Annotated in this window: 21 protein-coding genes; 14 read left to right on the top strand and 7 right to left on the bottom strand. The window is 37.9% G+C overall.

All coding sequences use genetic code 11. From position 1 onward, the window contains the following. Nucleotides 1–26: 26 nt before the first annotated feature. Nucleotides 27–2,321 carry a YgiQ family radical SAM protein gene (locus tag HII17_RS13195; RefSeq protein ID WP_169075844.1) on the bottom strand — a complete coding sequence of 765 codons (2,295 nt, stop codon included), beginning with the start codon at nt 2,319–2,321 and terminating at the stop codon, nt 27–29. Nucleotides 2,322–2,583: 262 nt separating this feature from the next. Here HII17_RS13195 and HII17_RS13190 point away from each other — a divergent pair, with 262 nt between their 5' ends. The 5 genes from HII17_RS13190 to HII17_RS13170 all read left to right on the top strand — a co-directional run bounded on the left by HII17_RS13190 (nt 2,584) and on the right by HII17_RS13170 (nt 8,463). Then, complete coding sequence (locus HII17_RS13190) at nt 2,584–3,795, top strand: EAL and HDOD domain-containing protein (protein ID WP_169075843.1); 1,212 nt, start codon at nt 2,584–2,586, stop codon at nt 3,793–3,795. Between the two features lie 113 nt (nt 3,796–3,908). Next, nucleotides 3,909–6,392, top strand: a complete 2,484-nt coding sequence (locus HII17_RS13185; RefSeq protein WP_169075842.1) for a S9 family peptidase — start codon at nt 3,909–3,911, stop codon at nt 6,390–6,392. A 142-nt stretch (nt 6,393–6,534) separates the two neighbouring features. Beyond that, nucleotides 6,535–7,302, top strand: a complete 768-nt coding sequence (locus tag HII17_RS13180) for a substrate-binding periplasmic protein (RefSeq protein ID WP_169075841.1) — start codon at nt 6,535–6,537, stop codon at nt 7,300–7,302. Nucleotides 7,303–7,400: 98 nt separating this feature from the next. Then, entirely contained in the window at nt 7,401–7,751 is a 351-nt protein-coding gene (locus HII17_RS19220) for a CidA/LrgA family protein (protein WP_268969157.1), read from the top strand. Beyond that, entirely contained in the window at nt 7,744–8,463 is a 720-nt protein-coding gene (locus HII17_RS13170; protein ID WP_169075839.1) for an LrgB family protein, read from the top strand. Before HII17_RS19220 ends, HII17_RS13170 begins: the two co-directional genes overlap by 8 nt. Here HII17_RS13170 and rrtA read toward each other — a convergent pair whose 3' ends face one another. Continuing rightward, nucleotides 8,464–9,051 (bottom strand): rhombosortase, encoded by a 588-nt coding sequence (rrtA, locus tag HII17_RS13165; protein WP_169075838.1) that lies wholly within the window; start codon nt 9,049–9,051, stop codon nt 8,464–8,466. Between the two features lie 71 nt (nt 9,052–9,122). On the opposite strand from rrtA, the gene HII17_RS13160 reads away from it, so the two are divergent. Both HII17_RS13160 and ggt read left to right on the top strand, forming a co-directional pair. Further along, a complete protein-coding gene (locus tag HII17_RS13160; protein WP_169075837.1) occupies nt 9,123–9,701 on the top strand; it encodes a tRNA-uridine aminocarboxypropyltransferase in 579 nt (192 codons plus the stop codon). Between the two features lie 21 nt (nt 9,702–9,722). Then, nucleotides 9,723–11,498 (top strand): gamma-glutamyltransferase, encoded by a 1,776-nt coding sequence (gene ggt, locus HII17_RS13155; protein ID WP_169075836.1) that lies wholly within the window; start codon nt 9,723–9,725, stop codon nt 11,496–11,498. Nucleotides 11,499–11,571: 73 nt separating this feature from the next. On the opposite strand, the gene HII17_RS13150 is transcribed toward ggt, so the two are convergent. Further along, nucleotides 11,572–12,024, bottom strand: a complete 453-nt coding sequence (locus HII17_RS13150; RefSeq protein ID WP_235938774.1) for a hypothetical protein — start codon at nt 12,022–12,024, stop codon at nt 11,572–11,574. A 99-nt stretch (nt 12,025–12,123) separates the two neighbouring features. Continuing rightward, on the bottom strand, nt 12,124–13,092 hold the full coding sequence (gene cysK, locus HII17_RS13145; RefSeq protein ID WP_169075835.1) for a cysteine synthase A: 969 nt from the start codon (nt 13,090–13,092) through the stop codon (nt 12,124–12,126). Between the two features lie 161 nt (nt 13,093–13,253). On the opposite strand from cysK, the gene HII17_RS13140 reads away from it, so the two are divergent. The 5 genes from HII17_RS13140 to HII17_RS13120 are packed head-to-tail and all read left to right on the top strand — an operon-like array spanning nt 13,254 to nt 17,474. Further along, a complete protein-coding gene (locus tag HII17_RS13140; protein WP_169076128.1) occupies nt 13,254–14,099 on the top strand; it encodes an AAA family ATPase in 846 nt (281 codons plus the stop codon). A gap of 3 nt (nt 14,100–14,102) precedes the next feature. After that, nucleotides 14,103–15,275 (top strand): vWA domain-containing protein, encoded by a 1,173-nt coding sequence (locus HII17_RS13135; RefSeq protein WP_169075834.1) that lies wholly within the window; start codon nt 14,103–14,105, stop codon nt 15,273–15,275. Between the two features lie 22 nt (nt 15,276–15,297). Further along, nucleotides 15,298–16,467, top strand: a complete 1,170-nt coding sequence (locus tag HII17_RS13130; protein WP_169075833.1) for an RDD family protein — start codon at nt 15,298–15,300, stop codon at nt 16,465–16,467. A 23-nt stretch (nt 16,468–16,490) separates the two neighbouring features. Then, nucleotides 16,491–17,015, top strand: coding sequence for a hypothetical protein (locus tag HII17_RS13125; protein WP_169075832.1), 525 nt, complete (start codon nt 16,491–16,493; stop codon nt 17,013–17,015). 15 nt (nt 17,016–17,030) lie between these two features. Continuing rightward, the gene (locus HII17_RS13120; protein ID WP_169075831.1) at nt 17,031–17,474 is read left to right on the top strand and encodes a c-type cytochrome biogenesis protein CcmI/CycH; all 444 of its coding nucleotides are present in this window, start codon (nt 17,031–17,033) and stop codon (nt 17,472–17,474) included. 29 nt (nt 17,475–17,503) lie between these two features. On the opposite strand, the gene HII17_RS13115 is transcribed toward HII17_RS13120, so the two are convergent. From HII17_RS13115 to HII17_RS13105, 3 genes are all read right to left on the bottom strand, one after another. Further along, nucleotides 17,504–18,226, bottom strand: a complete 723-nt coding sequence (locus HII17_RS13115; RefSeq protein ID WP_169075830.1) for a substrate-binding periplasmic protein — start codon at nt 18,224–18,226, stop codon at nt 17,504–17,506. A gap of 62 nt (nt 18,227–18,288) precedes the next feature. After that, nucleotides 18,289–20,604, bottom strand: coding sequence for a DUF5916 domain-containing protein (locus HII17_RS13110; protein ID WP_169075829.1), 2,316 nt, complete (start codon nt 20,602–20,604; stop codon nt 18,289–18,291). A gap of 107 nt (nt 20,605–20,711) precedes the next feature. Beyond that, a complete protein-coding gene (locus HII17_RS13105) occupies nt 20,712–23,072 on the bottom strand; it encodes a carbohydrate binding family 9 domain-containing protein (RefSeq protein ID WP_169075828.1) in 2,361 nt (786 codons plus the stop codon). Between the two features lie 241 nt (nt 23,073–23,313). Here HII17_RS13105 and HII17_RS13100 point away from each other — a divergent pair, with 241 nt between their 5' ends. Together HII17_RS13100 and HII17_RS13095 are read left to right on the top strand one after the other, a co-directional pair. Beyond that, nucleotides 23,314–24,030, top strand: a complete 717-nt coding sequence (locus HII17_RS13100) for a DUF599 domain-containing protein (RefSeq protein ID WP_169075827.1) — start codon at nt 23,314–23,316, stop codon at nt 24,028–24,030. Between the two features lies 1 nt (nt 24,031). After that, on the top strand, nt 24,032–24,520 hold the full coding sequence (locus HII17_RS13095; RefSeq protein WP_169075826.1) for a DUF2919 family protein: 489 nt from the start codon (nt 24,032–24,034) through the stop codon (nt 24,518–24,520). Nucleotides 24,521–24,528: the final 8 nt, after the last annotated feature.

The following is a 24,528-nucleotide window of genomic DNA, read 5'->3' as shown; positions in this document are numbered from 1 at the left end:
CCGTGGTATTCACGGCTTTTTTATTGCTAGTTCTTTTTATTTGTGTGCTTTTTACTGCGGTCTTGTTGATTAAATTGGTTATCGCTAAAGCGCGTTAAACCCTGCTTACTCTTTTTGTTACTTGAGCGCTTAGCATGGGCATTATTCGATCGTTTAATGCCTTCACCTTTTTTAAAGCCTTTCGCATTGTTCTTACCTTTTCCTGCTTTTTTATGATGTTGGTAAGTACCTTCACCTTTTCCTTCTGGTGGCACTAGACATCCTGGCTTGGTGCCTATTAACTTTCTAGCAAGTCCTAATTTTGTTAATGCTTCACGAATAAGTGGCCAGTTATTCGGATCGTGGTATCGCAAAATCGCTTTATGAAGCCTGCGCTGTCTGCCACCTTTAGGAACGACGACACTATCACTATTTTTCTTCACGTTTTTAAGTGAATTAATCTCTGTGTGATAAAGCGTGGTTGCGTTTGCAAGTGGCGATGGGTAAAAGTTTTGTACCTGATCTAACTTAAAATCATTTTCTTTTAGCCATAATGCTAAATTCACCATGTCCATATCACTGGTTCCAGGATGAGCAGAAATGAAATATGGAATTAAATACTGCTTTTTGCCAGCCGCTTTTGAATACTTATCAAAGAGTTCTTTAAATTTGTAATAGCTGCCCATTCCTGGCTTCATCATGTTGTTAAGGGGGCCATTTTCTGTGTGTTCAGGGGCTATTTTTAAATAGCCACCCACATGATGCTCAGCTAACTCTTTAACGTATGCGGGGTCTTCTACAGCAAGGTCATAACGAACACCTGAAGCAATTAATACTTTTTTGATACCTTTTATATTTCGTGCTTTACGGTATAGCTCTATCGTTGGCGTATGATCGGTATCTAAATGCCCACATATCGTTGGCCATACACAGCTAGGTTTTCGACAAGTGGCTTCAGCTTTCGGGCTTTTACAATTCAGTTTATACATATTTGCCGTTGGCCCACCAAGATCAGAGATTACCCCAGTAAACCCAGGTACTTTCTCTTTTATATCTTCAATTTCTTGTAAAATAGACTCTTGTGAGCGCGATTGTATAATTCGTCCTTCATGTTCGGTAATAGAACAGAAAGTACAACCACCAAAACATCCACGCATAATATTAATCGATGTTTTGATCATGTCATAGGCTGGGATTTTTGCTTTACCGTATATAGGGTGAGGTACTCTTTGATATGGCAGCCCGAAAACACCGTCCATTTCCTGTTCGGATAACGGGTAAGCCGGCGGATTTAACCAGATAATGCGATCACCATGTTTTTGTACTAATGGCTTTGCACTGCCAGGGTTGACTTCTTGATGAAAGATGCGCGAGGCATGGGCGTAAAGTACTTTGTTATCTTTTACTTGTTCAAAAGTGGGTAAATTAATGTATGTTGTTTGCCAAGGCTTGTCTTTCTTCTTCCATGACTTGTTTTGATAATCAGCAATTTGAATTGGTTGTGCTGATTTAGTTATATCAGTATCTGGAGTGACTACTTGTACATTGGACTCTTCAGTACTACAACTCTCTGACGCTGTTGTATCCATATAAGGATCTGGAATTGGATCGATTTTTCCAGGTTTATCAATAGAGCGAGAATCGATACCTTTCCAACCCGGAAGCGCATGTTTTGCTAAAAAGGCAGTGCCTCTAACGTCGGTAATAGTTTTTATATCTTCACCGTTTGCGATTCGATGTGACAATTCTACTAACGGTCGTTCGGCGTTACCGTATACGAGTATATCGGCTTTCGCGTCAAATAATACCGAGCGACGTACCTTTTCCGACCAATAATCAAAATGGGCAATACGTCGTAGACTTGCCTCTATACCCCCAATAACAACAGGTACTCCTTTATACGCTTCTTTGCAGCGTTGCGAATACACCATCACTGCTCGATCTGGCCGTTTACCACCTTCGTTATTTGGCGTATATGCGTCATCGTGGCGTATACGTCGTTCTGCGGTATAACGATTAATCATAGAATCCATATTGCCAGCGGTAACACCAAAATATAAATTTGGCTTGCCAAGTCGCATAAAGGCATCTTTAGAATGCCAATCTGGCTGAGCAATAATACCTACACGAAACCCTTGCGCTTCAAGCATTCTGCCGATAACTGCCATGCCAAAACTAGGATGGTCAACATAGGCATCGCCAGTTACTAGAATAATGTCACAGCTATCCCAACCTAGCTCATCCATTTCTTCTCGAGACATAGGGAAAAAAGGCGCTGTTCCGTAACATTCAGCCCAATACTTGGGATAGTCAAAAAGGCTAGTTTTAGGTACTGGGATCATGCATTAGGCCTATAATTAAAACGCAAAAAAAGCGGGCGCGCGATTATAGCAAATTAAATAGCATGTGTTTAGAGGGGTAATTATTCAGTAAGAGGGTTATATATGGTAAGTCGTTGTCAATTTGAGAAAATTTAATCGATTTGTCTATGTAAATTGTTCGATAATTGCGTTTGAACGCGATTTGAACGTTTTCTATTGCGGAATAATCAGGTATCTTTAACTAATAATTAACAAATAAATAAACTGATCTATAAATCCCCCTATGTATAGTACATATATTGCTAGACAAGCTATTTTAGACAAAGACTCTAATACGTTAGGATATGAATTATTATTCAGAAATAGTCCTGAAAATAAGTTTCCTCAAATCGATCCTGATGTTGCTAGCTCAAAGTTAATTATTCAAAACCATATTCATGGTGATATTGAAGCGATTACTATGGGTAAAAAAGCTTTTATTAATTTTACCGAGCAATGCTTAGTTGATAAGTTTCCCTTGTTATTTGATCCCAGTTCAATTGTGATTGAGTTAGTCGGCCATACTTCAACAACTGAGCGTTTAACTAAAATTTTGCGTTTTTACCAACAGCGAGGTTATAGGTTAGCGTTAACCGAATATGATACGGATCCTCAATGGGACGTTTTATTTCCTTACCTTGCTTATATCAAAGTAGACATTGATTGTATTAACCCTAAACGTATGTTTGCGGTTACTGAGCGATTAAAGCCCTTTAAAATTGACTTAATTGCAGAGAAAGTCGAGACTAACCTTCAGCTAATTTCACTTGTAGAAGTCGGCTTTAATTTTTATCAAGGTTATTTTTACCATCAGCCGGAAATTATTGAAGGACAAACCCTAGCACCGATTAAAACTCAAATGCTTAACTTAATGAGCGAAGCATTTAAGTCACCGTTGAATTACGATGCTATTGCAGAAATTATAAGCCACGATGTTCAGCTAAGTGTTGGCCTGTTGAAAATGGTTAATAACGTAGCGACAGGAACTCGTGTTGAAATCACCTCATTAAAGCAAGCTGCGGCTTACTTGGGGGAAGAGAAATTAAGACAATTCGTATCTGTACTTGCTTTATCAAAACTAAGCAGTGATAAAACTGATGAAGCCGCTAAGCAAGCGTTAATTACTGCTAAATTAATGGATGATTTAGCAACGCAAGGAGTCTTTAAAGAAATTAAAGATTATGCATTTATTACAGGCTTATTAAGCGCTATAGATGTGCTTTTAGGTCAGGCTATGGATGATATAGTAAAACATATGCCACTTGCTCACCAAATAGAATTAGCGTTACTAGGAAAAGATGGTTTGCTTGGTGAACTCTTGCTATTAACTAGCAGTTACATTGTTGGTAACAATGAACAAATCAATACATTAATTGACACTTACATGCTTGACCCTCAATTTATTCAAGAAAAGTTTGTTGAAGCAAGTCAATGGTGTAAAGACTTAACCAGTTAAATTTCATTTCCATCTTATCTTTTGGTTGCTTAGTCGCATAAGCAACCAATGCTGATTTTGAATCGGTAAACTCTCCTTAATTTAATCTTAATAAGTGCTAGGGAACCTTCTTAATGAAGAAACTTATAATTAGCTCTATAGTGACGTTTGCGTTAACTTCTTGTACCACCACTTCGACAAAAAATAGTGAGAATGTGCAGAAAAATGTGGCGAGTCAAACACCACATCAAGTGTTGACTGTACAGACGAAAACTAGTGATTTGGCGAAAGATCAACAATCGATAACATTGAATAAAGTCATGTCTGATCCTGACTGGATTGGAAGAGCTCCTGAATCTTGGTATTGGGGAGATGATAGCAATTCGATTTTCTTTAATCAGAAGCGAATTGGTAGCCCGGTTAATGACCTATTTCAAATTGATTTAGATAAAGAAAAGGAAATCACTAAAGTTAATCTAGGCCATTTACATACCGTTTCGGATAGATATGCGAAAAGAAACGCTCAAGGCACTCATGAAGTATACGCATATAAGGGTAATATCTTTTTAAAGTCTTTGGCCAGCAACCAGGTTATACAGCTTACTTATACGTCTGCAATTGAAACATCGCCAATGTTTCTAACTAATGGAGATGTTGCTTACCGTATTAAAAATAAATTTTACCGTCATGTACTCACTAGCAATCAAATAGTGGAATTGGCAAGTTTAAAGCTTTCATCAAATCCTGATGTTAAAACAACAGAGCAAAGCTACATCGCTAAAGAGCAAAGCGAATTAATCGAATATATTGCCAAACAACAACGCAATAGAAAACTTAAGTCGGATCAGACCGAACAATTGAAGGCACAGAACTCCACGATAACAAAAACAGAGTTTTATTTGGGCAAAGGTTATCGCGTTGTGCACGCTAGCTTATCACCTGTTGGCGATAAAATGATTGTTAGTATCACAAATAGCGAAACATCAAGAAAAAACAGCGATATTATGCCAAATTATATTGCTGAAGACGGTCATGTAAAAGCTGAAAAAGTAAGAGCCCGTGTTGCTGATAATCATCAATATAGCGAAGAGTTATTGTTACTAGACTTAAGAACAGGGCAGAAGTTTCCGCTGTCTTTTGAACAATTAACTGGTCACGATGAAGATGTTTTAGCCAAAGTAAAACAAGAAAATCACCAGCGTAAGGGGTTGTCTTATCAAGCTAAAACCAAACCAAGAAATATTCATGTTATTCGAAACTGGCAACCAATAAAGTGGCAAGCAGACGGGCGTCAAGTAGCAGTCATGCTTGAAGCGTGGGATAACAAAGATCGTTGGATAGCGAGTATAAATTTATTAGAAAACAAACTAGAGACACAGCACAGGCTTCATGATCAGGCATGGGTCAACTGGGCATTTAATGAATTTGGTTGGTTAGGTAATAGTGGCAAGTTGTATTACTTATCTGAAGAGTCTGGCTATTCACACTTGTATACAAAAACGTTGAAAGGCAAAGCCAAGCAATTAACTGTTGGCAACTATGAAGTAAGTGACCTTACGATTAGTAAAAATGAACAAACAATCTATTTTAAAGCTAATAAAAAGCACCCTGGAATTTATGAAGTTTATTCGATAGGAATAGATGGAAATGGCTTTAAACGCCTAACCAATTTAGATGGCATGATTGATTATGCGCTTAGTCCTGATGAGTCAAAACTTTTATTAGCTCATTCAACAGTAACTATGCCGACTGAGCTTTTTGTAAAATCTTTAGAAGGTGAGGTACCAGCTCATCAGATTACTCACACGGTATCCGAGGAGTTTAAGGCCATGCCTTGGGCAGTGCCAAGCGTCGTCGCTATTCCTTCAAGTTATCAAGAGCAACCAATATACGCCAGAGTTTACCTACCTAAAGATTATGATAAGAAAAAAGAAAAGCTACGTGCAGTAATGTTTAGCCATGGTGCAGGTTACTTACAAAATGCACATTTAGGTTGGTCTCTTTATTTTAGAGAATTTATGTTCCATTCAATGTTGGTGCAACAAGGCTATGTTGTTATTGATATGGATTATCGAGCTTCTAAAGGCTATGGCCGTGACTGGCGTACAGCAATTTATCGCCACATGGGCAAACCTGAGGTGCAAGATATGCTTGATGGTGTGAGTTGGCTTGTTGAAAATGCTAATGTTGATCCCAATCGCGTAGGGACATACGGTGGATCATATGGTGGCTTTTTAACATTAATGGCGCTATTTACTGAGCCAAATGTGTTCCAATCGGGTGCGGCACTGCGTCTTGTCTCTGATTGGGCGTATTACAACCACGGTTACACTTCAAACATTCTAAATACACCGAAAGATGATGCAATAGCATATGAAAGAAGCTCACCAATTTACTTTGCAGAAGGTTTAACTAAGCCTTTGTTAATGAATGCACCCATGATTGATAGCAATGTGTTTTTTCAAGATACGGTTCGATTGGTACAACGACTGATTGAACTTGAAAAAGAAAACTTCGAAACAGCAATTTATCCTGTGGAGCCACATGGCTTTATTCAGCCAAGCTCTTGGTTAGATGAGTATAGAAGAATATATAGATTATTCGAAAAAACGCTTTAACCTATTAATTAAACTTTTTGAAACGCGCCTAAATATTTGGCGCGTTTCTTTTTTTAACGAAAATTTTCTTCTACATTTATATAAATAGCTTTTAGAAAATCCGATAGTAATGAGCAAATTTTCAAGGACGTTTTTTCATTTTATGCGCAATGCGATGCTCTCATGCTTTGTAGTTTTATTTTCAGTAAAAGGACTGGCTGCGACAGGGAAAACATTAACCGTTGGTTTTGGCGCTCATAATAGTCCGCCGTACGCACTTATAAAAGGGGAAGTAAATACTGGGGGGGTTATTGCCGATATTATTGGTGAAATATCTGATTCATTAGATATCAATTCTCGGTTTGTTTTTGTACCACGAAAGCGCATAGAAAAGTATTTGCTCGATGGGACTATCGATTTTTATCTTATATCTAACCCAAAATGGATATCGCATAATGCGTTGATTTGGACAATTCCAATTTTTAAAGAAAAAAATGTCATTGTGGTTAAAAAGGAAAGTAAAGACTATGAAACATTAGAAGATTTACATCAAAAGACTGTTGGTACCATTCGAGGTTTTGTCTATCCAAGCCTAACGGAAGCATTTGATACTCAGTATATTTCTCGTACTGATGTTCGATCATTAAAATTAAACTTTGAACGATTATCTAAGGGCTGGATTGATGGTTTTATTGATTCAGATATTCTGATTGATTATGTATTTAAGGAGCATAATTATGATGACGACTTTAAAGTTGCGAGCTATCTGGTTAGCGAGCATTTAATATATGGAGTGTTGTCACCTAAGTCAGACATTTCAATCGAAGAGATTAATAATGCGTTAGATAAGCTAATTACAGAAGGTGTAATTTCTGCAATATTAAGTAAATACCGAATTAATGAATCAGGCATTGCCAAGAAAAAGAAATAGTATTGATATTAATTTGGATGATAGCGTATATGACGTCATGACATTTTGATGTAATAGCCTTACTATTAACCTATCCAATTGATTCCGAATTCGCTGTTTTGTCACATTTTTATAGCATTTTTTCCATTTCAATATGTTTAGCATTTGGTTACGTTACCTATGCTGTTATTCCTATTCTCCCAGCTAGCTTATATGGCATGTTTTACTTTGCAACAGGCTTGCATATGGGACTTTTAAACGCTGATAAAGTTTCTTCAACGATTGATTGGATAATTAAGCATATGGGCGTCTGCTTTGTGCCAGCTGGCGTAGGTATCATGAATTACTTTGATTTAATCAAAAGTAATGGTTGGCAATTATTGCTATTTACTATTGTTTCTAGCGTTCTACTTTTAATCATTGTTGGCAGTTTTTATCAATACCTACTAAGAGGCAAACCAAATGAATAATGCCTTGGTCGTAGAGTTTATTGTCTATTGCATATTAACAATATTGATCTATCAGGGGTTCGCTCGGATTCAGCAGTGGTCAAAGCTTATATGGTTAAACCCGATGCTGCTCACCATGCTTGTTATTATTCCACTATTATTAACTTTCGGTATTGGTTTTGACCAATATTATCAGCATACGCAAATTTTCAGTTATTTACTTGAACCCGCTATTGTTGCGTTAGGTTACCCGCTTTATCAGCAAATACAGGTGATAAAAAGTCAAATTAAACAAGTGATGTTAGTGCTGTGTAGTTCAATAATGCTAATGCTAGTCGCAAACTTTGTTCTAGCAATGTGGCTATTTAATCAAAGCGATATAGCTGTTTCGTTGTCGTTAAAATCGGTTACTACTCCAATTGGTTTAGCGTTAACGGAACAACTAAATGGCGTAGCAGCAATAACTGCCGTTGGAATAATTGTTGCTGGACTTGTTGGTGGCGTATTTGGCCCTAAATTATTAACCTTATGTGGAATTACATGTAAAAAATCCCAAGGGCTAGCCGTTGGTTGTGCGAGCCATGCATTAGGAACGGCGAGTATTTCACACTTAAGTTTTCAACATGGTGCGTTTTCGTCACTGGCTTTGATTTTATCTGCATTGATCACTGCAGTATTTAGCCCGCTAATCATTCCGGTAATATTGAATACAGTTTTTGCTATTGGCGGCTAATTACTTTTGATACTTCATCAATATCTTTACCAATACAAAATATAACGTTCCTGCAATCGCGCCATAAAGATGTGCGTCAATTGCTACACTGGCATTAATTAATTCTGCAATTTCTGGGCTTGGCCCTTTAATTTGTTCATAAATAACTTTAAGCCATATGCCCATAAACAAAAAGAACCCAGTTTTTTCATTATTGGCGATATCTTTGAGTGCTCCCCAAACAAAAAGGCTGTGCAGTACACCTGATAGGCCAACATAATGTTCTAGATCAGAAAGCATAAGCAAAGCGATACTAATAAAAGTCATGCAAAATAAGACTAATAGGCAAAATGTTCTAGGAGTGTAAAACTGCCTATGTAGCAAGGTAAGCATTGCTAAGCCCGCTAAATTAAGTAATAAGTGATAATTATTAGTATGAAAAACGTGGCCAGTAAAAAGGCGCCAAACTTCGCCACTAAAGATAGCTGATTTATGGTAATCAAATGACGCTGAGTAGTCTGAAAGGCAGTAACAAATAATGGCCGTTAATGCGATTAAACTTGAAGGAATTATGCTTGAGTATTTATTGAATAATAAGTTTGAAAGCAATGTATACAGCCTTGTATTTAGAAATATTGGTATTAGTATTAGCCCCTGTAGTGTAATTACAAGATTTATATATGGCTAGACCCTATTGTCAGCAATGTCAGCGACCAATGCCAGTGTGTATTTGTCATTTAGTGTTCGCCTGCGACAACAATGTTGAGTTAATCGTGCTTCAACATAAAAAAGAAGTTAATCACCCTAAAGGTAGCGTTAAGCTATTAACGTTATCTCTTTTGAATAGCCAAACCTTTGTTGGTGAAAATTTTGATGAACATGTTGAATTTCAACAGTTTATTAATAGTACTAAGAAACGACTGATTTTACTTTTTCCTGGTGAACAAGCGACCGAAATTGCCGCTATAAATGTAGCTACCAATGAAGATTATGCTTTGGTTGTGCTCGATGGTACATGGAAGAAAGCTTATAAGATGTTTCAATTATCACGCTGTTTGCATCTTTTACCCCAGCTAAAGTTACCGGAAGGGTTAATCGGTCAATATTTAATTCGTTCAACAAAAAAAAATAATGCATTATCGACATTAGAGGCGAGTTGTTATGCACTGCAAATACTAGAAACGAATAGAGAAAAATATAGTGGATTGTTAAAAAGCTTTGGGCAGTTTAATCAAATTCAGTTATCGTTTAGAAAATAAAAACATTAGGTCATTTATTTAATGAAAAATAGACATTTTCGTCGGGCTATACTCGCGCTTGCTGTGTGTTGTATTTCAAGTACCACACTCGCGTTTTATAGCAACCCCATTAGCAAAGTGCAGCGTGAAACAAGAGAGCCAGAAGCTGCTACAGGCCACACTGCTAAACAAGTTGTTGTTGGCAACGAATATATGGTGGCAGCGGCAAATCCTTATGCCAGTAAAGCGGGGTTTAATATACTAGCTAAAGGCGGCAGCGCTGTAGACGCAGCAATAGCTGTGCAATTAGTATTAACGTTAGTTGAACCGCAGTCCTCTGGCATTGGTGGCGGAGCATTTATCTTACATTGGGATAGTGAAGGTCAAAAGCTTGAAACTATAGATGGCAGAGAAACCGCTCCTAAAAATGCCTCTAGCGATATGTTTTTAGATAAAGCGGGTAAGCCTGTACGTTGGATAGATGCCGTAGTAGGTGGCCGTTCAGTAGGAGTTCCAGGTGTACTTAAAGGGCTTAAATCTGCGCATGACAAGTATGGCAAGTTACCTTGGAAATCACTATTTGATGAAGCGATAACCTTGGCAGACCAAGGTTTTGTTGTTTCTCCTCGGTTGGAGAAATTAGTGGCAATGCAGTTTAACCCTGGCATTACTAAACTAAGTGAAATTTCAAATTATTTTTTCCCTAATGGCTCCCCAATAAAAGCCGGACAAGTATTGGTTAATCAAAAGCTAGCAAAAACCTATAGGTTAATTGCGGAAAAAGGTGTTGAACCTTTTTACCAAGGGGAAATCGCACAAGATATTGTTAATGCAGTACAAAATGCTGAAATAGAGCCCGGTGTTTTATCACTTGAAGACATGAAAGGTTATAAGCCTAAATGGCGAGAACCTGTTTGCGGAAGTTACCATAGCTTTAAAGTTTGTGGCATGGCACCTCCTAGTTCAGGCGGTATTGCGGTTATCCAAATATTAAAGCAATTAGAAGCGTTTAATTTATCTAAACTACCAATTAATGGTGAAGAAGCTGTACATTTATTTACTCAAAGCTCTAGGCTCGCCTTTGCTGATCGAGATAAATATGTGGCAGATCAGGATTTTGTCACTGTGCCTACCAATCAATTGCTTGATGAAAACTATTTGAGCAAGCGCTCAGAGTTGATAAAACGAGCTAAAGATATGGGTAAAGCAGCTGCTGGAGAACCGGTAGTAGCGCTAAATTATGCTGAAAACGATAGTTTTGAATTGCCATCAACTAGCCATATTTCTATAGTAGATGGTGATGGAAATGCTATCTCAATGACAACAAGTGTTGAAATGGCGTTTGGTTCAGCGGTTATGGTAAATGGCTTTATTTTAAATAATCAATTAACGGATTTTTCGTTATCTCCTAGCCGAAATGGTATAGCTGTAGCGAACCGAGTAGAGCCTTTTAAACGTCCTCGTAGTTCGATGGCACCAATGATGGTGTTTAATAAAGATGATAGCTTAAAGCTAGTCGTAGGTTCTCCTGGTGGAAGTCGAATCATTAACTATGTCGCACAAACAGTAATTGGTGTACTTGATTGGCAACTTAATCCGCAACAGGCCATTAATATGGCTAAAGTGACTAATCGAAATAAAGTGACCACATTAGAGAAGGGGACTCCTTTAGCTAAACTAAAGCCTGCTTTAGAAGCAAAAGGACATAAAGTGATGATTCGTGATTTAAATAGCGGAATACAGGCTATAGAGGTTAAAGGTAAAAGATTACTTGGTGGTGCAGATCCTAGGCGAGAAGGCAAAGTTTTTGCCAAATAACGTTAGTTTCGATTATCAAATAAAAAAAAGCGGCTTAGCCGCTTTTTTTATAACCAATATTCGTTACTTAAACTTAAAACGGATCTTTAAGAATCTTATCGATAACCCAGTTGCCATCAACTTGCTTAAGGCTTACACGTTTCACATCTTTAATTCTGTCTTCTTGATAATAGCCGTCAAAATATAAAATGATATCGGCATCATCTTTAAACTGTTCACGTACTTTAACACCGCTATCATCCGGTTTAATTTCAACCTTGTCGTATTGCATATTAAATAAATGGCGACCGACTGCTGTTGGAGATTTGTAGTGCAATAAAATTCTAGCAAGCTTAGGCGAGCAAACGGATGCTGCTTTTTTTACATCTTTTTGATTATAAAGCGCATCGAAAAATGCTACAGCGACAAGCTCGGGGTTGGCGATTTCAGTAATTTCTTCTTCACCGGTACACCCAGTGAGCAAAAAGGAGATAGCAATAACTATGCTGGTAAATAATTTCATAACGTTTGTAATTATAATATCCATGTTTAGCTCTATTTTAAGCATAACTACAATTAACTTGCACTAAAAAAGGCGCCTAAAGCGCCTTTTTTAAAAGATAACAAGATTTTGCTCAATAATTGATTATTGCACAAGCTCTTTATCTGAGAAGCTATCTGTAAATAGTGGACTAGATAAATAGCGCTCAGCTGAACTTGGAAGGATCACTACAATATTCTTGTCTGCGTTTTCTGGCTTTTCAGCTAGTCGGTTAGCTGCAACAACTGCTGCACCAGATGAAATACCAGCAAGAATACCTTCTTCTTTCATTAGGCGGTGTGCCATTTCCATCGCATCTTCATTAGAAACTTGCTCTACTGCATCAACAAGCTCTAAATCTAAGTTACCAGGGATAAAGCCTGCACCGATACCTTGAATCTTGTGTGGACCTGGTGTTAAATCTTTACCTGCTTTCGCTTGAGTAATAACAGGAGAATCAACTGGTTCAACGGCAACGGTAGTAATTGCTTTGCCTTCTTTGAGCTTGATGTAACGGCTTACACCGGTAATAGTACCGCCAGTACCCACACCAGCAACGAATATATCAATATTCCCGTCAGTATCATTCCAAATTTCTGGACCAGTCGTTTCTTCATGAATTTTAGGGTTTGCTGGGTTATCAAATTGACCTAATAATACATAGCGTTCTGGATTAGAGTCGCGGATTTCTTGTGCTTTTTCTATTGCACCTTTCATCCCCTTAGCACCTTCGGTTAGCTCTAGTTTTGCACCTAAGGCTGCTAATAACTTACGACGTTCTAAACTCATCGTATTAGGCATGGTTAACGTAATTGCATAGCCGCGTGCAGCTGCAACAAATGCTAGTGCAATACCTGTATTGCCACTGGTAGGTTCGATGATTTCTTTACCTTCACCAAGTAAACCTTTTTCTTCTGCATCCCAAACCATGCTAGCGCCAATACGGCATTTAACACTAAAGCTTGGGTTTCTTGCTTCAATTTTAGCAAATACATTACCGCCGGTTACTCGATTTAGCTTAACCAGTGGTGTACGACCGATACTGGTAGAATTGTCTTGAAATATAGTTGTCATGGTCGAATCCTGTAAAATATTGTGTAAAACAATATGGAATTGTTGAAATTACTCCATTAGAGTAGCTAGTTATTGCAAAAAAAGAAGTGATTTTTCGTTATATCTTATATGCAAAAATGGAATAACGAATGTCTATTTTAGTTCAAACAGTTGGATTTTATATGTCTCAATTTACAGGTACTTCCGAGTACATCGCGTCAAAAGAACTACAGTTAGCCGTAAATGCGGCAATTGCTTTGGAACGCCCATTATTAATTAAAGGTGAACCCGGAACGGGTAAAACTATGTTGGCAGAACAGCTAGCAGCAAGTTTAGGAACACAACTTATACCTTGGCATATTAAGTCCACTACTAAGGCACAGCAGGGCCTTTACGAATATGATGCCGTATCAAGACTTCGTGATAGCCAATTAGGTGATGAAAAAGTAAAAGACATTAGTAACTACATCATCAAAGGTAAATTGTGGCAGGCATTTACCAGTGACCAGCGTCCAATTCTGCTCATAGATGAAATTGATAAAGCTGATATCGAGTTTCCAAATGATTTATTGTTAGAACTCGATAAAATGGAATTTTTCGTATACGAAACACAAGAGCGAGTCGTAGCGACCGAGCGTCCAATTGTAATTATTACCTCAAATAATGAAAAAGAACTTCCTGATGCGTTTTTACGTCGTTGTTTTTTCCATTACATAAACTTCCCTGACGAACAGGAAATGCAGGCCATTGTTGATGTTCACTTTCCAGACATCAAAAAACAGTTATTAGATCAGGCGTTAGCCTCGTTTTTTGAATTGCGTGAAATTCCAGGTTTGAAAAAGAAACCGTCGACATCAGAACTTATTGATTGGTTGAAGTTGTTATTAGCGGAAGATATTTCACCTGAAATTTTAAAGGAATCTCAGCAATCTAAAGCGATTCCTCCACTTCATGGCGCGTTATTAAAAAATGAGCAAGATGTGCACTTGTTTGAAAAGCTTGCCTTTATGAACCGCGCAGGACGCTAAACAATGCTGATTGGTTTTTTTATGAAGGTACGCGAATATCGCGTGCCTTGTACTATCCGAGAACTGCTTGATTTAATACGTGTGCTAGAGCGCAACGTGGTTTTCGCCAGCATTGACGACTTTTATGCCGTGAGCCGTGCGGTGCTAGTTAAAGATGAAAGTTACTTTGATCGTTTTGACCGTGCTTTTGCTGATTATTTTAAGGGAGTGGAATCACTTGATATCGACCTTTCAGAAATTCCTGAGGATTGGTTAAGAAAGCAACTAGAGAAAACGTTAAGCGAGGAAGAAAAACAAGCAATTGAAGCCATGGGCGGGTTGGATAAGCTTATGGAAACCTTAGCAGAACGAATGAAGGAGCAAGAAAAACGTCATCAAGGTGGTAATAAGTGGATTGGTACTGGAGGCACTTCTCCTTTTGGCGCATACGGTTATAACCCTGAAGGTATCCGAATTGGCCAGAATGAATCGCGTCACCGCCGTGCGGTAAAAGTTTGGGACAAAAGGCAGTTTAAAAATCTAGATAACCAAGTAGAAATAGGTACCCGAAATATAAAAATAGCGTTAAGAAAGTTAAGGCAGTTTGCTCGAACGGGGGCAAGCGATGAACTCGCGTTAGATGATACGATTTCTGCAACCGCTAAAAATGCTGGCTATCTTGATATTAAAATGAAGCCTGAGCGTCATAATGCAGTAAAAGTGTTAATGTTTTTTGATGTAGGTGGCTCGATGGATGACCACATCAAAGTGTGTGAACAGTTGTTTTCAGCAGTGCATACCGAATTTAAACATTTAGAGTTCTTTTATTTTCATAATTGTTTGTATGAACAAGTGTGGCACGACAATCAACGTCGCTATGATGAAGGCATGGATGTATTAGATGTGCTGCATAAGTTTAGTCGTGATTACAAAGTGATTTTTGTTGGTGATGCGACGATGGGACCATATGAAATAACCTATCCGGGAGGCAGTGTTGAGCACTGGAACCAAGAACCAGGTAGTGTATGGCTAGAAAGAGTTACTGATCATTTTGATAAAGTGATTTGGCTAAACCCTCAACCGGAACAAACTTGGCACTATTATCCATCAATTCAAATAATGCATCAGTTAATGGAAAAGAAAATGTTTCCAATGACAATTTCAGGATTAACTCAAGGAATCAAGGCATTATTATAATGCCAAAATAAAGGAATGTTTGATGACTGAAAACCAATTACAAGAAGCTAATAATAAGCCAGAAGAACAAGCGCTTATAGGTGAGACGCAAGCACTAGACCGCCAAGAAACGCGTCAAATATTAACGCCATTTGCTTTTGAAATTGATAAAACTTTGTTCGGTTTACCGTTAGCAAAACCTTGGAAGCGAGGGGTGGCATTATTAGTCGATTTGATGCTGATAGCTATGCTAAGTAGTGCACCAGGTGAATTATTAGCGGTAGTTATTGCGGTTACTGCCTATCGCTTGGGTAGCAAAAAGCGTGCTGAACAAATGGGGAAAGTGAAAGGGCAAAAACGTCGCGCTATTATGCGTGGTATTGGGGCTTTTATTTTACTTGTTATGTTACTTGATACCTTACCATCGCTATTTGGCCAACTTGACTCAGTGACCAAATCGCCAGAAACCCCTAGCAACAGCATAAACAGTGATGAACTTGATTTAAAAACGACGCTGAAAATAGCGAGTTTAGTGACACAAGCTACTACTATTGCGCAAAGAAGCCAATGTGAGAATGTCGACTGTTGGCGGGCAGGTTTATCGGACATCGTCAGTGATGTTGCATGGCTCGCTCATGAGAAAGGTTTAGATGAAATTGATACTACATTTGCAGATTTAGTAGAGGAAACTAATTTAACAACTGCCGAGCAGAAGCAACTTGTAGAAGGTTTAAAGTCCGATTTTAACAAAGAGGTCGCTAGTTTAGAAACTAACAAAATAAGCGATAAAGAAGTGCAACAAGAAGACCAAGATCTCGAAAGCACAAATGCCTCCAGCTTAGAATCAGTAATTAGCAAAGAAGGTAATAATATAGCGAGCGAAGAAGAAAAGGATAGCAAGCCAATATATTCGATTATGGAGTTAGTAAAGGGAATTATTGAAGACCTTGGCTTAGGTTTTGGTTGGGCTGCATTTTATTTCACTGTGTTTACTGCGTTATGGCAAGGTCAAACCCCTGGCAAAAGACTATTGGGTATTAAAGTGATTCAACTTGATGGTACGCCGCTTTCAATTTGGGATAGCTTTGGTCGATACGGTGGTTATGGCGCAGGTATCGCTACCGGGCTACTTGGTTTTATTCAAATCTTTTGGGATGCTAATCGCCAAGCGATACATGATCAAATCTCTGCGACGGTAGTTATCGATAAATGAAACTGAAAAATGAGAACAAATAAATGAAAAAATACCTTTGGATATTACTAAGCTGTTTAACACTTACAAGCAATGCTTTTGCAGATGAAAAAAAACTAGTTAAAGAATTGGCGGTTTTTCAAGACTATTTAGGTACTTGGACGTCGGTTTTTAAAGTACAAGATGGTAAACCTTCAGTAGTTGATGTATCAAAGTGGGAAAGGGCGCTTAATGGGACAACAGTGCGAACGTTACATTCAATTAATGACGGTGAGTATGGTGGTGAGTCGCTTATTTTCTTCGATAAAACAAAAGATAAAATCGTATTTTACTATTTCACTACGGCTGGTTTTTATACCCAAGGTTGGATGGAAATGGTGGATAATACTACTTTTGTCGCCTATGAAGATGTCAACGGTAATAAAGACGGTATCACCCAAGTAAAATCAACCAGTAAGTTGCTAGGCAATAAAATGGAAGTGTCGACCAGTTATTTTAAAAATGGCTTGTGGACAACGCCGGAAAGTCGCATTTATACGCGAAGCGATAAAGAAGTTAAGTTCAAATAAAGACGGGGAATGTTTATGAAAAATGTAGTCTTTATTTGCTTGCTGTCTATCCCATTGTTTTGTTTGGCAGCCGAAGAAAGTAACGCTGATTATCGTGCAGTAAAGGTTGCGGTCGATATAGATAAATCGCTGTTACCATCGGATGCAGAAAATTGGATTTTATACGTGTATGCATCTAAACCGGGAGCACGTTTACCGTTGGCTAATTTTAAAGGCAAGCTGTCCCAGTTGCCACTTAATGTAACGTTAAACGAAAGTATGTACCTGCTGCCGCACCTGACCTTAAAACAAGCTGAAGACATTGTAATTATCGCTAAGACGACAAAAAGTGATAACCCACATCAAAAAAGTAGTGAAGATTTAATCGGTTACTCTAATGGTTTGAGTTTTAAAGATAACGCAAAGCTTTCAACGTCGGTAACGATTGATCAAAGAGATAAAAATAAGCCGGCTAAATAAAAGATTTGGCTATCTAGGCATAAAACACTTCATTGTTTGCCTATGTAATGCTCGATTACCTTTTGGTCTAATTTGTCAGCTCTAAATTGATTTAATTGCTGATTAAACTCGTTTCTTAATTGCTCATCATTAAACCCTACATGAGCAGAAACTTCCGAAATTAGCATGTGTTGATCAATTTGAGTGATATTTATGTTGGGGTGATTTTGCTTTAAGTAATAATAAAAAATGTAATAGTCTAATACTACAAGATCTGTGCGTTGGTGAATCAGCATTGATGGGAACTGCGACATATCATGTAATTCTCGGTAGCTTGCGTTGGACACTGCAGCTGTGTAACTCTCACCGAAATATCCTGTCGCACCTTGAAAGGAAATAACAGAATACTTAGATAAATCAGCAAGGCTGGATAATTCAATCTGTTGTTTAGATAAACTAAATATAGTTGGCTTGTAGGTAATAAACGGTTCAGAAAAAAATAAAGACTGACTGTCACTCTCATAAAATGTTGGTAAAAAAACATCAGCCTTGGCGTCAGATACTAATTGCTTAGCTCGATGAAGTGGAACGTATATGACGTCGCTTGTATACCCCATTGCAGATAAAACTTGCCTAACAATGTCTAAATCTATTCCCGAGTCATTGTTCGCAATCATATGCGGAGGTCCGTCATCCGTAGCTATCGTTAATTTTTTTGCACTGGTTGCAAAACATAAGCTAGCCAGCGCCAAAAGCATTATTCCTTTAATCATTTAATAGCTGGTTTCCTGAACCAAAGTTTTATTTACTAATTAGTGTAGTAACTTTTCAACGATTATCGCCATGCATAACTGACTTTACTAAAGAAAGTTCGCTCTTCTTGCTTGAGTTTACCAATGTAGTCGTCTTCATAGCTTGAATCTGAGTAACCAACAAAAAATACCGTTTGCGGGTTTAATTGATATGAATAAATAAGCTGAGTAGAAAGGCTACGCTCATCTTCTGTAAAGAAACTGTTCGGGTTGTTATCAGGGTTGTACTCAATATCTTGATAAACGATACTAAGCTTTATCGAGCTTGCGACGTTGAAATAATATCTGAAGCGAAAATCAGTTAAATGTGCGGTATAGACGTTTTTGTTATCAGCTTCCAACTCGTTATAGGTTTGATAAATATCGAGTTCAATATGCCTATTAGGATACCAAGTAAAATTGCCTGTAACGTCAATAACGTCACCTAAGCGATTATTGTCATAATCTATTTTGTCGCCAATGGTTGCTTCTAGCGACCAGAACGTTTTATTGGTTGGCCTAAATGCACCATAAAAAACTAGTTGTTGTTCGTTAAACCTATCAGTATTTCCATCTATTTTTAACGTATTGTCATTTAAACGTAAGCCTACTTTGTCTGCATCGATTAAGCTAATTTCGAATTTTGAAAGTAATGGGCCATCTGTTTTAAAAAACACTTCGTTTTCTTTATTGATCAACTCGCCATTTTCATTGTGCTGAATCGATAACTCGGCACCGAAGCTCATTTCAGACCAAAAGGCATTGGTATCTTCTTGGTATAACTTTCTAGCAACTCTTATTTCATCATCAACATAATCAATTCGATTAACAAAGCCTAAATCTGCACGAAATTCATCGCCAAACCATTCTCTAGCTAATTCAAACTCCCAATCTTCTGATTCGTGGCTAAGCTCTATTTGATAGGCAAGATCTGAAAAACTTTTCTCTTTTTTACTTCTCAACACTTGCTCATTATTGCTGCAGTTAATGGAGCAGAAATCGTTAAATAACATTTCTGGGTATTTTGTATCGCTGTTAAGTAATTGAAAAGCAAAGTGTGTCGTTGAATTTATCCGATAACGCCCATCTACGCCATAAACATAATTATGATAGTCGTCTGCTTTTCTTAAGGTTGATACTAAGCCTATCGTTGTATCGCTGTTGAAATCATATAAGTAACGTAAAACACCAGAATGACTTTCGGTGTTTAAAGCAGCGATTTTAGCGCTTAAATTTCCTGAAAGTATAAAATTAGTTTCGGTATCGTGACTAACAAAACCACCAAAACTGTGGTCACCTTCGGCACTGGTAAATTTAACACCGTAGTCAGGATCTGCAATGTTGCGAGTATATACTAGGTCCGCTAAGGTATCGAAATAGTCGGCATTTTCAAGAAAAAACGCTCGTTTCTCATCATAAAAAAGTGAGAATTTCTTGTTAACGTTAAGTTGACCTTCATCAGATTCTACAGTTGAAAAATCAGGGTTCAATGTTGCGTACAATGTGGTTTTTGGCGTAATTCCCCAGCGTACATCTAGGCTAGCATCTATATCTGTGTCATCTTGCCAGTCGGCTGTATTGTCGTATATATCTCGTTGTTCGTTATGATTCACAACTAAAGAAGGAGTAATTTGAATGTTATTACTTGCTGTTGCTTTTTCAAACCCTGTCGCCATAGGGTATTGGCATAACCAGCAAACATTGTCTCTATCTAATGCTATGCTAGAGATACGTAGTCGTTTGTCACGAGGGAAAATGCGAACTAATTCAAATGGCCATTGTTTAGTGGTTTTTGACTGATCAAAATTTAGAATATGATAGGGGATTGCTAACTCAACTTGATAACCAAACTCCGTTAGCTTTCCATGGGAATACCAAATACCATCCCACAATTCATTTGCTTCGCCTGTTACTTCGTTGAAAGTCTGGTCGTTTTGTACGCCATAAGGGTTCACAAAAAAACTATAGGTAACACGACGGTTATTGAGCGGATCTAATTGAATACCGATAACATCGTCAAGCCATTTAGTATCGCGCTTGCCAATAGATGCAATAATTTTATTGGGCTCTGGATCATAAGCGATAAACGCTATTGACAGATATTTTCCGTTATCAATTATTCGAGCTTCTGTTTTTACTGGGCTAGGAGTATTGTCATAAGGACTTGTAACAGTATCTATCTGTATTACTTTAGCATCCTGCCAAATTGGTTCGTCTAATTCACCATCAATGACTACGGGTAAATCTACATATGGAATTGCAATGGTTTGCTTAGCTTGCTCATCAGTGTTTTGAGCAAAACAGAAAATTGGAGTAAGGAAAATGCTAAATAGTAATCCTTTACTGCTGTTGGCGAACATCTAAACCAGCCTATTATTATTTTTTCACTTGCTGATTGTGACAAATTCTCAATAAATAGACAAACAAAAAAGGCCTGTAAAACAGGCCTTTGACTAGCATAACTTACTTATCTAATCCAGGCGTAACTAAATTTCATAAACACACTTCGTAAATCTTGCTTTAAGTCGCTGAAATCTCCTTCGCCGTCCTGGTGCTCAGAATAGCCGAGATAAAAAACCGTTTGCGGGTTTATTTTGTATGCATAAAGCAACTGTGCTGATAAATCTTTACTTCGTGGTGTTATGTCATCTGGATCACTTAACGGGTAATTTTGCTGATTTCTTGACGTATTGTTATATATGAATGTTAAACGTAAAAAACTTTGCACGTTAAATTGATATGTAGCTCTAAAGTCAGTTAATCGAGCGATAAACACGTTTTTTGATTCTGCGTCTAACTCTCTGTACGTGTGACGAAGTTTTAATTCTAAATGTTGATTCACATTCCAGTTTATAGTTGGTCTAAATTCTTTTTTCTTACCTAATCGATTGTTGGATAAGTCGACTTTATCGCCCCAATTTAAACGTGTATTGATGTAGAAGCCCGATGTAGGTTTAGTTTCGGCGAAAAATCCATACTCGTTTTCAGTGAACAGAGTCGTATTGCCATCAATCGCCAGGCTACTTTGGTCAACTCTGTTTCCAACTAAATCACGATTGCTATACCAAAAACGCGCATGAGTACCATGCTGAGCATTTAATTGAAAATTAATATCAAATTCTTTTTCGAGCATTTCACCATCGTCGTTATGGCTAATATCCCAATCAGAATAAATTTTAACTTGAGTCCACCAGTCGCCAGGCTCAGCGTACCATTTACGATCGCCACCAAGGACTAAGCGATTAAAGTCTGCACGTGCAATAAAGCCTAAGTCACCACGAAATCCTGCGTTTTGTTTATCGTAGGTGACTTTATAGTGCCAATTGCTATCGTTATGGTAGTAGCCAAAGCGAAACGCGTTACCGCTAAAGTTATCTTTGTCTTGAGTACGAAGTACCTGCTCGTTGATGTCACAGCCAGATAGGTCGCAAGGTTCTACGTTTCCTTGTTGACAATCGTCAACTTCATCAGCGTTACAAAATTGTTCAAATAAGTCGTCTGGGTATTCAGTATTTGAATATAAACTTTGGAATTTCACCACGTCATATTGTGTTGCGCGATAACGAGCATCGATTCCATGCACCATATTCTGATAATCGTCAGATGTCCGCAATGTACTAATCCAACCTAAAGTTAAATCTTTGCTATAGCTATTGCGATACCTAAATGCGGCAGCTTCTGATTTATCGTCAATTTCAGCAATGCTTGAACCACGGTTGCCAGGAATAAGAAAGTTTGTTGTTTCATCGTTAGTAACAAACAAGCCAATAGAATGGTTGTCTTTCCTAGCGGTTAACTTTGCGCCGACCTCAGGAGCATTAATGTTGCGGGTATAAACAAGGTTATAATTAGAGTCAAAGTAATCAGCGTTATCTAAAAAGAACGGGCGCTTTTCTTCATTAAATAAAGCAAAGTTATTATTAATGTTTAATTGCGCTCTATCCGATTCAACCGTTGAGAAGTCAGGGTTGATAGTTGCATTTAGTAAAATGTCTGGGGTTATGCCCCAACGAATATCTAAACTCGGTTCAGTGGTTTCATCGTCTTGCCATGTGCCATAATCATCACGCTCTTCGGATTTTCCTAATACTAATGATGGCGTAACTGTTAAGTTTTGGCCTTGTTTAGCACCAGTAAAACCACTAGCTTTTACCAATTGACAGAGTTCGCAGCTATTCCCTCTGTCTAAGGAAGTGTTTGAAATTCGTAAACGTTCAGTTCTTGGGTAAAATCGAACCAGTTCAATTCCCCAATCTTGTTGACACAAATCTTCGTTAAAGTTCAACATGCGAAGCGGCAAGGCCATTTCAACAATGTAGCCAAAGTCGGTAATTTGACCGGCACTATCCCAAATGCCGTCCCAAGAGTCGCTTTCTTTTTTGGTTATTTCACTCTCAACTCCGTCAATTTGTACGCCGAGAGGATTAACCATAAAGCGATATGCTGTACGTTGGTCATTATAAGTATCTATTTTGATACCAACGATGTCGTCTCCCCAGCTGCGATCGCGATCTTTAAGGAAAGCTCTGATTTCTTCCGGATTAGGATCGTGAGCAATAAACCCTAAATAAAAGGTACCGCCATCTTCCATTAACAGTGCTTCTGTTTTTACTGGACTAGGTGTATTGTCATACGGGCGAGTAACAATATTTATATTTACTCGTTTTGCAGTTTTCCATTGTGGCTCATTTAGCTGCCCATCAATAGATATTTCACCAGCTATTCGTGGGATATCGATAGCAGAATTGTCGGAAGCTAGTGCAAAAAACGATGCCATAAGTGCAAATGCGACTATGACAACTTGCATCGTTTTCTTTTTCAATTGCATATTGAATTCCAGAATAATGTTAGTGTTACAGAAAATTACAAAACACCATAGCTATATAACAATTTCTGTCAAAGTTTATTCGACCAAGTGCAGTGTAGTTAAGATAAAGTGAAATATGTAAAATTTAATGTAAAAAAAGTGTTATTTTTTGGAATGTTGGCAAAGTTTTAGGATAGATTATTTACGACTATTCAAATACATTAAAGTAACGGGATAAATATAAGGAATCGGAAACTTGGTTATGCCCTTTAGTTGGTTAGATATTATAGCAATTGCCGTATTTTTGGCGTGTTGGTCAGGCTATACCATGTTTGCTCGCAAAAAAGCTAAAACGACAAACTGTATTGCTCGCTGTTTGCATCAACATAGAATTCATTGGATGTATGAGCTGATCACTAGAGACATTCGCGTGACAGAAGCGGCTCTTTTGGCAAACTTAGAACGAAATATCGCATTCTTTGCATCCACTTCGTTACTAGTAATAGCTGGTATTTTGACTTTATTTGCTCAAATAGAAAAGCTTGAAAGTGTTATTAGTTCGCTGCCTTATGCTGATATGTCCACACACCTCGGTATTCAATTAAAACTAGCAGTGGTAACTTTTATATTCGTATTGGCGTTTTTTCACTTTACTTGGTCTATGCGTCAATATGGCTTCTTAAATGTCATGGTAGGAGCGGCTCCGATAGATCTGGAAGGTAAAAATGAAAACTTAAAACAATATGCTAGGCAAATGGCAGTGGTGCAAGATCAGGCCGCACATTCATATAACTACGGGTTGCGTTCTTACTATTTTTCATTAGCGGTATTGTGTTGGTTTTTTCACCCTATTGTTTTTATTGTATCGAGCATATTAGTCGTATATACCTTATATCGTCGTGAGTTTATGTCTAAGGCGGTGAGAGCAATTACGGTGGGGCAAGACTTACTATGGCAAGAACGAAACGCTAAATCGTAAAATGTCCGATAAACTTAAAAACTTTACCGTAAGTGATTTTGATCGTTTCGATTGCGTAAAACTCTCAAAAACACTCTATATTGCTTTGTTATTTTTGTTACGAGGCTATTTAGTATGGTTGATGACCATAACTAACTTTAATGATAGAACAGGAATAATAGAGTTAATTTACCCTAATAGTTCGATGTTCTACCTAAATTTAGTTTCCGGTAGCTTAGGACTATTTATCTTGCTGCTAATTAGTTTGCGTCGACCAAATGCAGCAAGCTGGGTAATAAATTTGTGGCCGAGGGTTCTACAGCTAATCATAGTTGCTTTAGTTATTGATATGTTAGTGGTAAGCGTTGCTTACATTCAATGGCAACTCACTAGTTTTACTATCGTTGTTGTCCAACTTTTGTTTGCCGCAATCTGCATACTAATTTGTATAAAAAGCAAACGGCTCAAGCTAAATATTGAAGAGTTTCCTGAGCCGTTGCCAGATAAATAAGATAATGC

Source organism: Thalassotalea algicola (genome assembly GCF_012932965.1).
In the GTDB taxonomy this organism is placed as follows: domain Bacteria; phylum Pseudomonadota; class Gammaproteobacteria; order Enterobacterales; family Alteromonadaceae; genus Thalassotalea_F; species Thalassotalea_F algicola.
Note: the sequence above shows the minus strand (reverse complement) of the source record. Positions and strands in the feature narration are given on the sequence as shown.

Excerpts from the sequence above, each read along its gene's own strand:
- ggt (WP_169075836.1), top strand. The coding sequence starts at position 9,723 with ATGAAAAATAGACATTTTCGTCGGGCTATACTCGCGCTTGCTGTGTGT.
- HII17_RS13135 (WP_169075834.1), top strand. The coding sequence starts at position 14,103 with ATGCTGATTGGTTTTTTTATGAAGGTACGCGAATATCGCGTGCCTTGT.
- HII17_RS13120 (WP_169075831.1), top strand. The coding sequence starts at position 17,031 with ATGAAAAATGTAGTCTTTATTTGCTTGCTGTCTATCCCATTGTTTTGT.
- HII17_RS13105 (WP_169075828.1), bottom strand. The coding sequence starts at position 23,072 with ATGCAATTGAAAAAGAAAACGATGCAAGTTGTCATAGTCGCATTTGCA.
- HII17_RS13180 (WP_169075841.1), top strand. The coding sequence starts at position 6,535 with ATGCGCAATGCGATGCTCTCATGCTTTGTAGTTTTATTTTCAGTAAAA.
- HII17_RS13170 (WP_169075839.1), top strand. The coding sequence starts at position 7,744 with ATGAATAATGCCTTGGTCGTAGAGTTTATTGTCTATTGCATATTAACA.
- HII17_RS13095 (WP_169075826.1), top strand. The coding sequence starts at position 24,032 with ATGTCCGATAAACTTAAAAACTTTACCGTAAGTGATTTTGATCGTTTC.
- HII17_RS13150 (WP_235938774.1), bottom strand. The coding sequence starts at position 12,024 with ATGGATATTATAATTACAAACGTTATGAAATTATTTACCAGCATAGTT.
- HII17_RS13130 (WP_169075833.1), top strand. The coding sequence starts at position 15,298 with ATGACTGAAAACCAATTACAAGAAGCTAATAATAAGCCAGAAGAACAA.
- HII17_RS13110 (WP_169075829.1), bottom strand. The coding sequence starts at position 20,604 with ATGTTCGCCAACAGCAGTAAAGGATTACTATTTAGCATTTTCCTTACT.
- HII17_RS13160 (WP_169075837.1), top strand. The coding sequence starts at position 9,123 with ATGGCTAGACCCTATTGTCAGCAATGTCAGCGACCAATGCCAGTGTGT.
- cysK (WP_169075835.1), bottom strand. The coding sequence starts at position 13,092 with ATGACAACTATATTTCAAGACAATTCTACCAGTATCGGTCGTACACCA.
- HII17_RS13190 (WP_169075843.1), top strand. The coding sequence starts at position 2,584 with ATGTATAGTACATATATTGCTAGACAAGCTATTTTAGACAAAGACTCT.
- HII17_RS13195 (WP_169075844.1), bottom strand. The coding sequence starts at position 2,321 with ATGATCCCAGTACCTAAAACTAGCCTTTTTGACTATCCCAAGTATTGG.
- HII17_RS13115 (WP_169075830.1), bottom strand. The coding sequence starts at position 18,226 with ATGATTAAAGGAATAATGCTTTTGGCGCTGGCTAGCTTATGTTTTGCA.
- HII17_RS13125 (WP_169075832.1), top strand. The coding sequence starts at position 16,491 with ATGAAAAAATACCTTTGGATATTACTAAGCTGTTTAACACTTACAAGC.
- HII17_RS13140 (WP_169076128.1), top strand. The coding sequence starts at position 13,254 with ATGTCTCAATTTACAGGTACTTCCGAGTACATCGCGTCAAAAGAACTA.
- HII17_RS13185 (WP_169075842.1), top strand. The coding sequence starts at position 3,909 with ATGAAGAAACTTATAATTAGCTCTATAGTGACGTTTGCGTTAACTTCT.
- HII17_RS13100 (WP_169075827.1), top strand. The coding sequence starts at position 23,314 with ATGCCCTTTAGTTGGTTAGATATTATAGCAATTGCCGTATTTTTGGCG.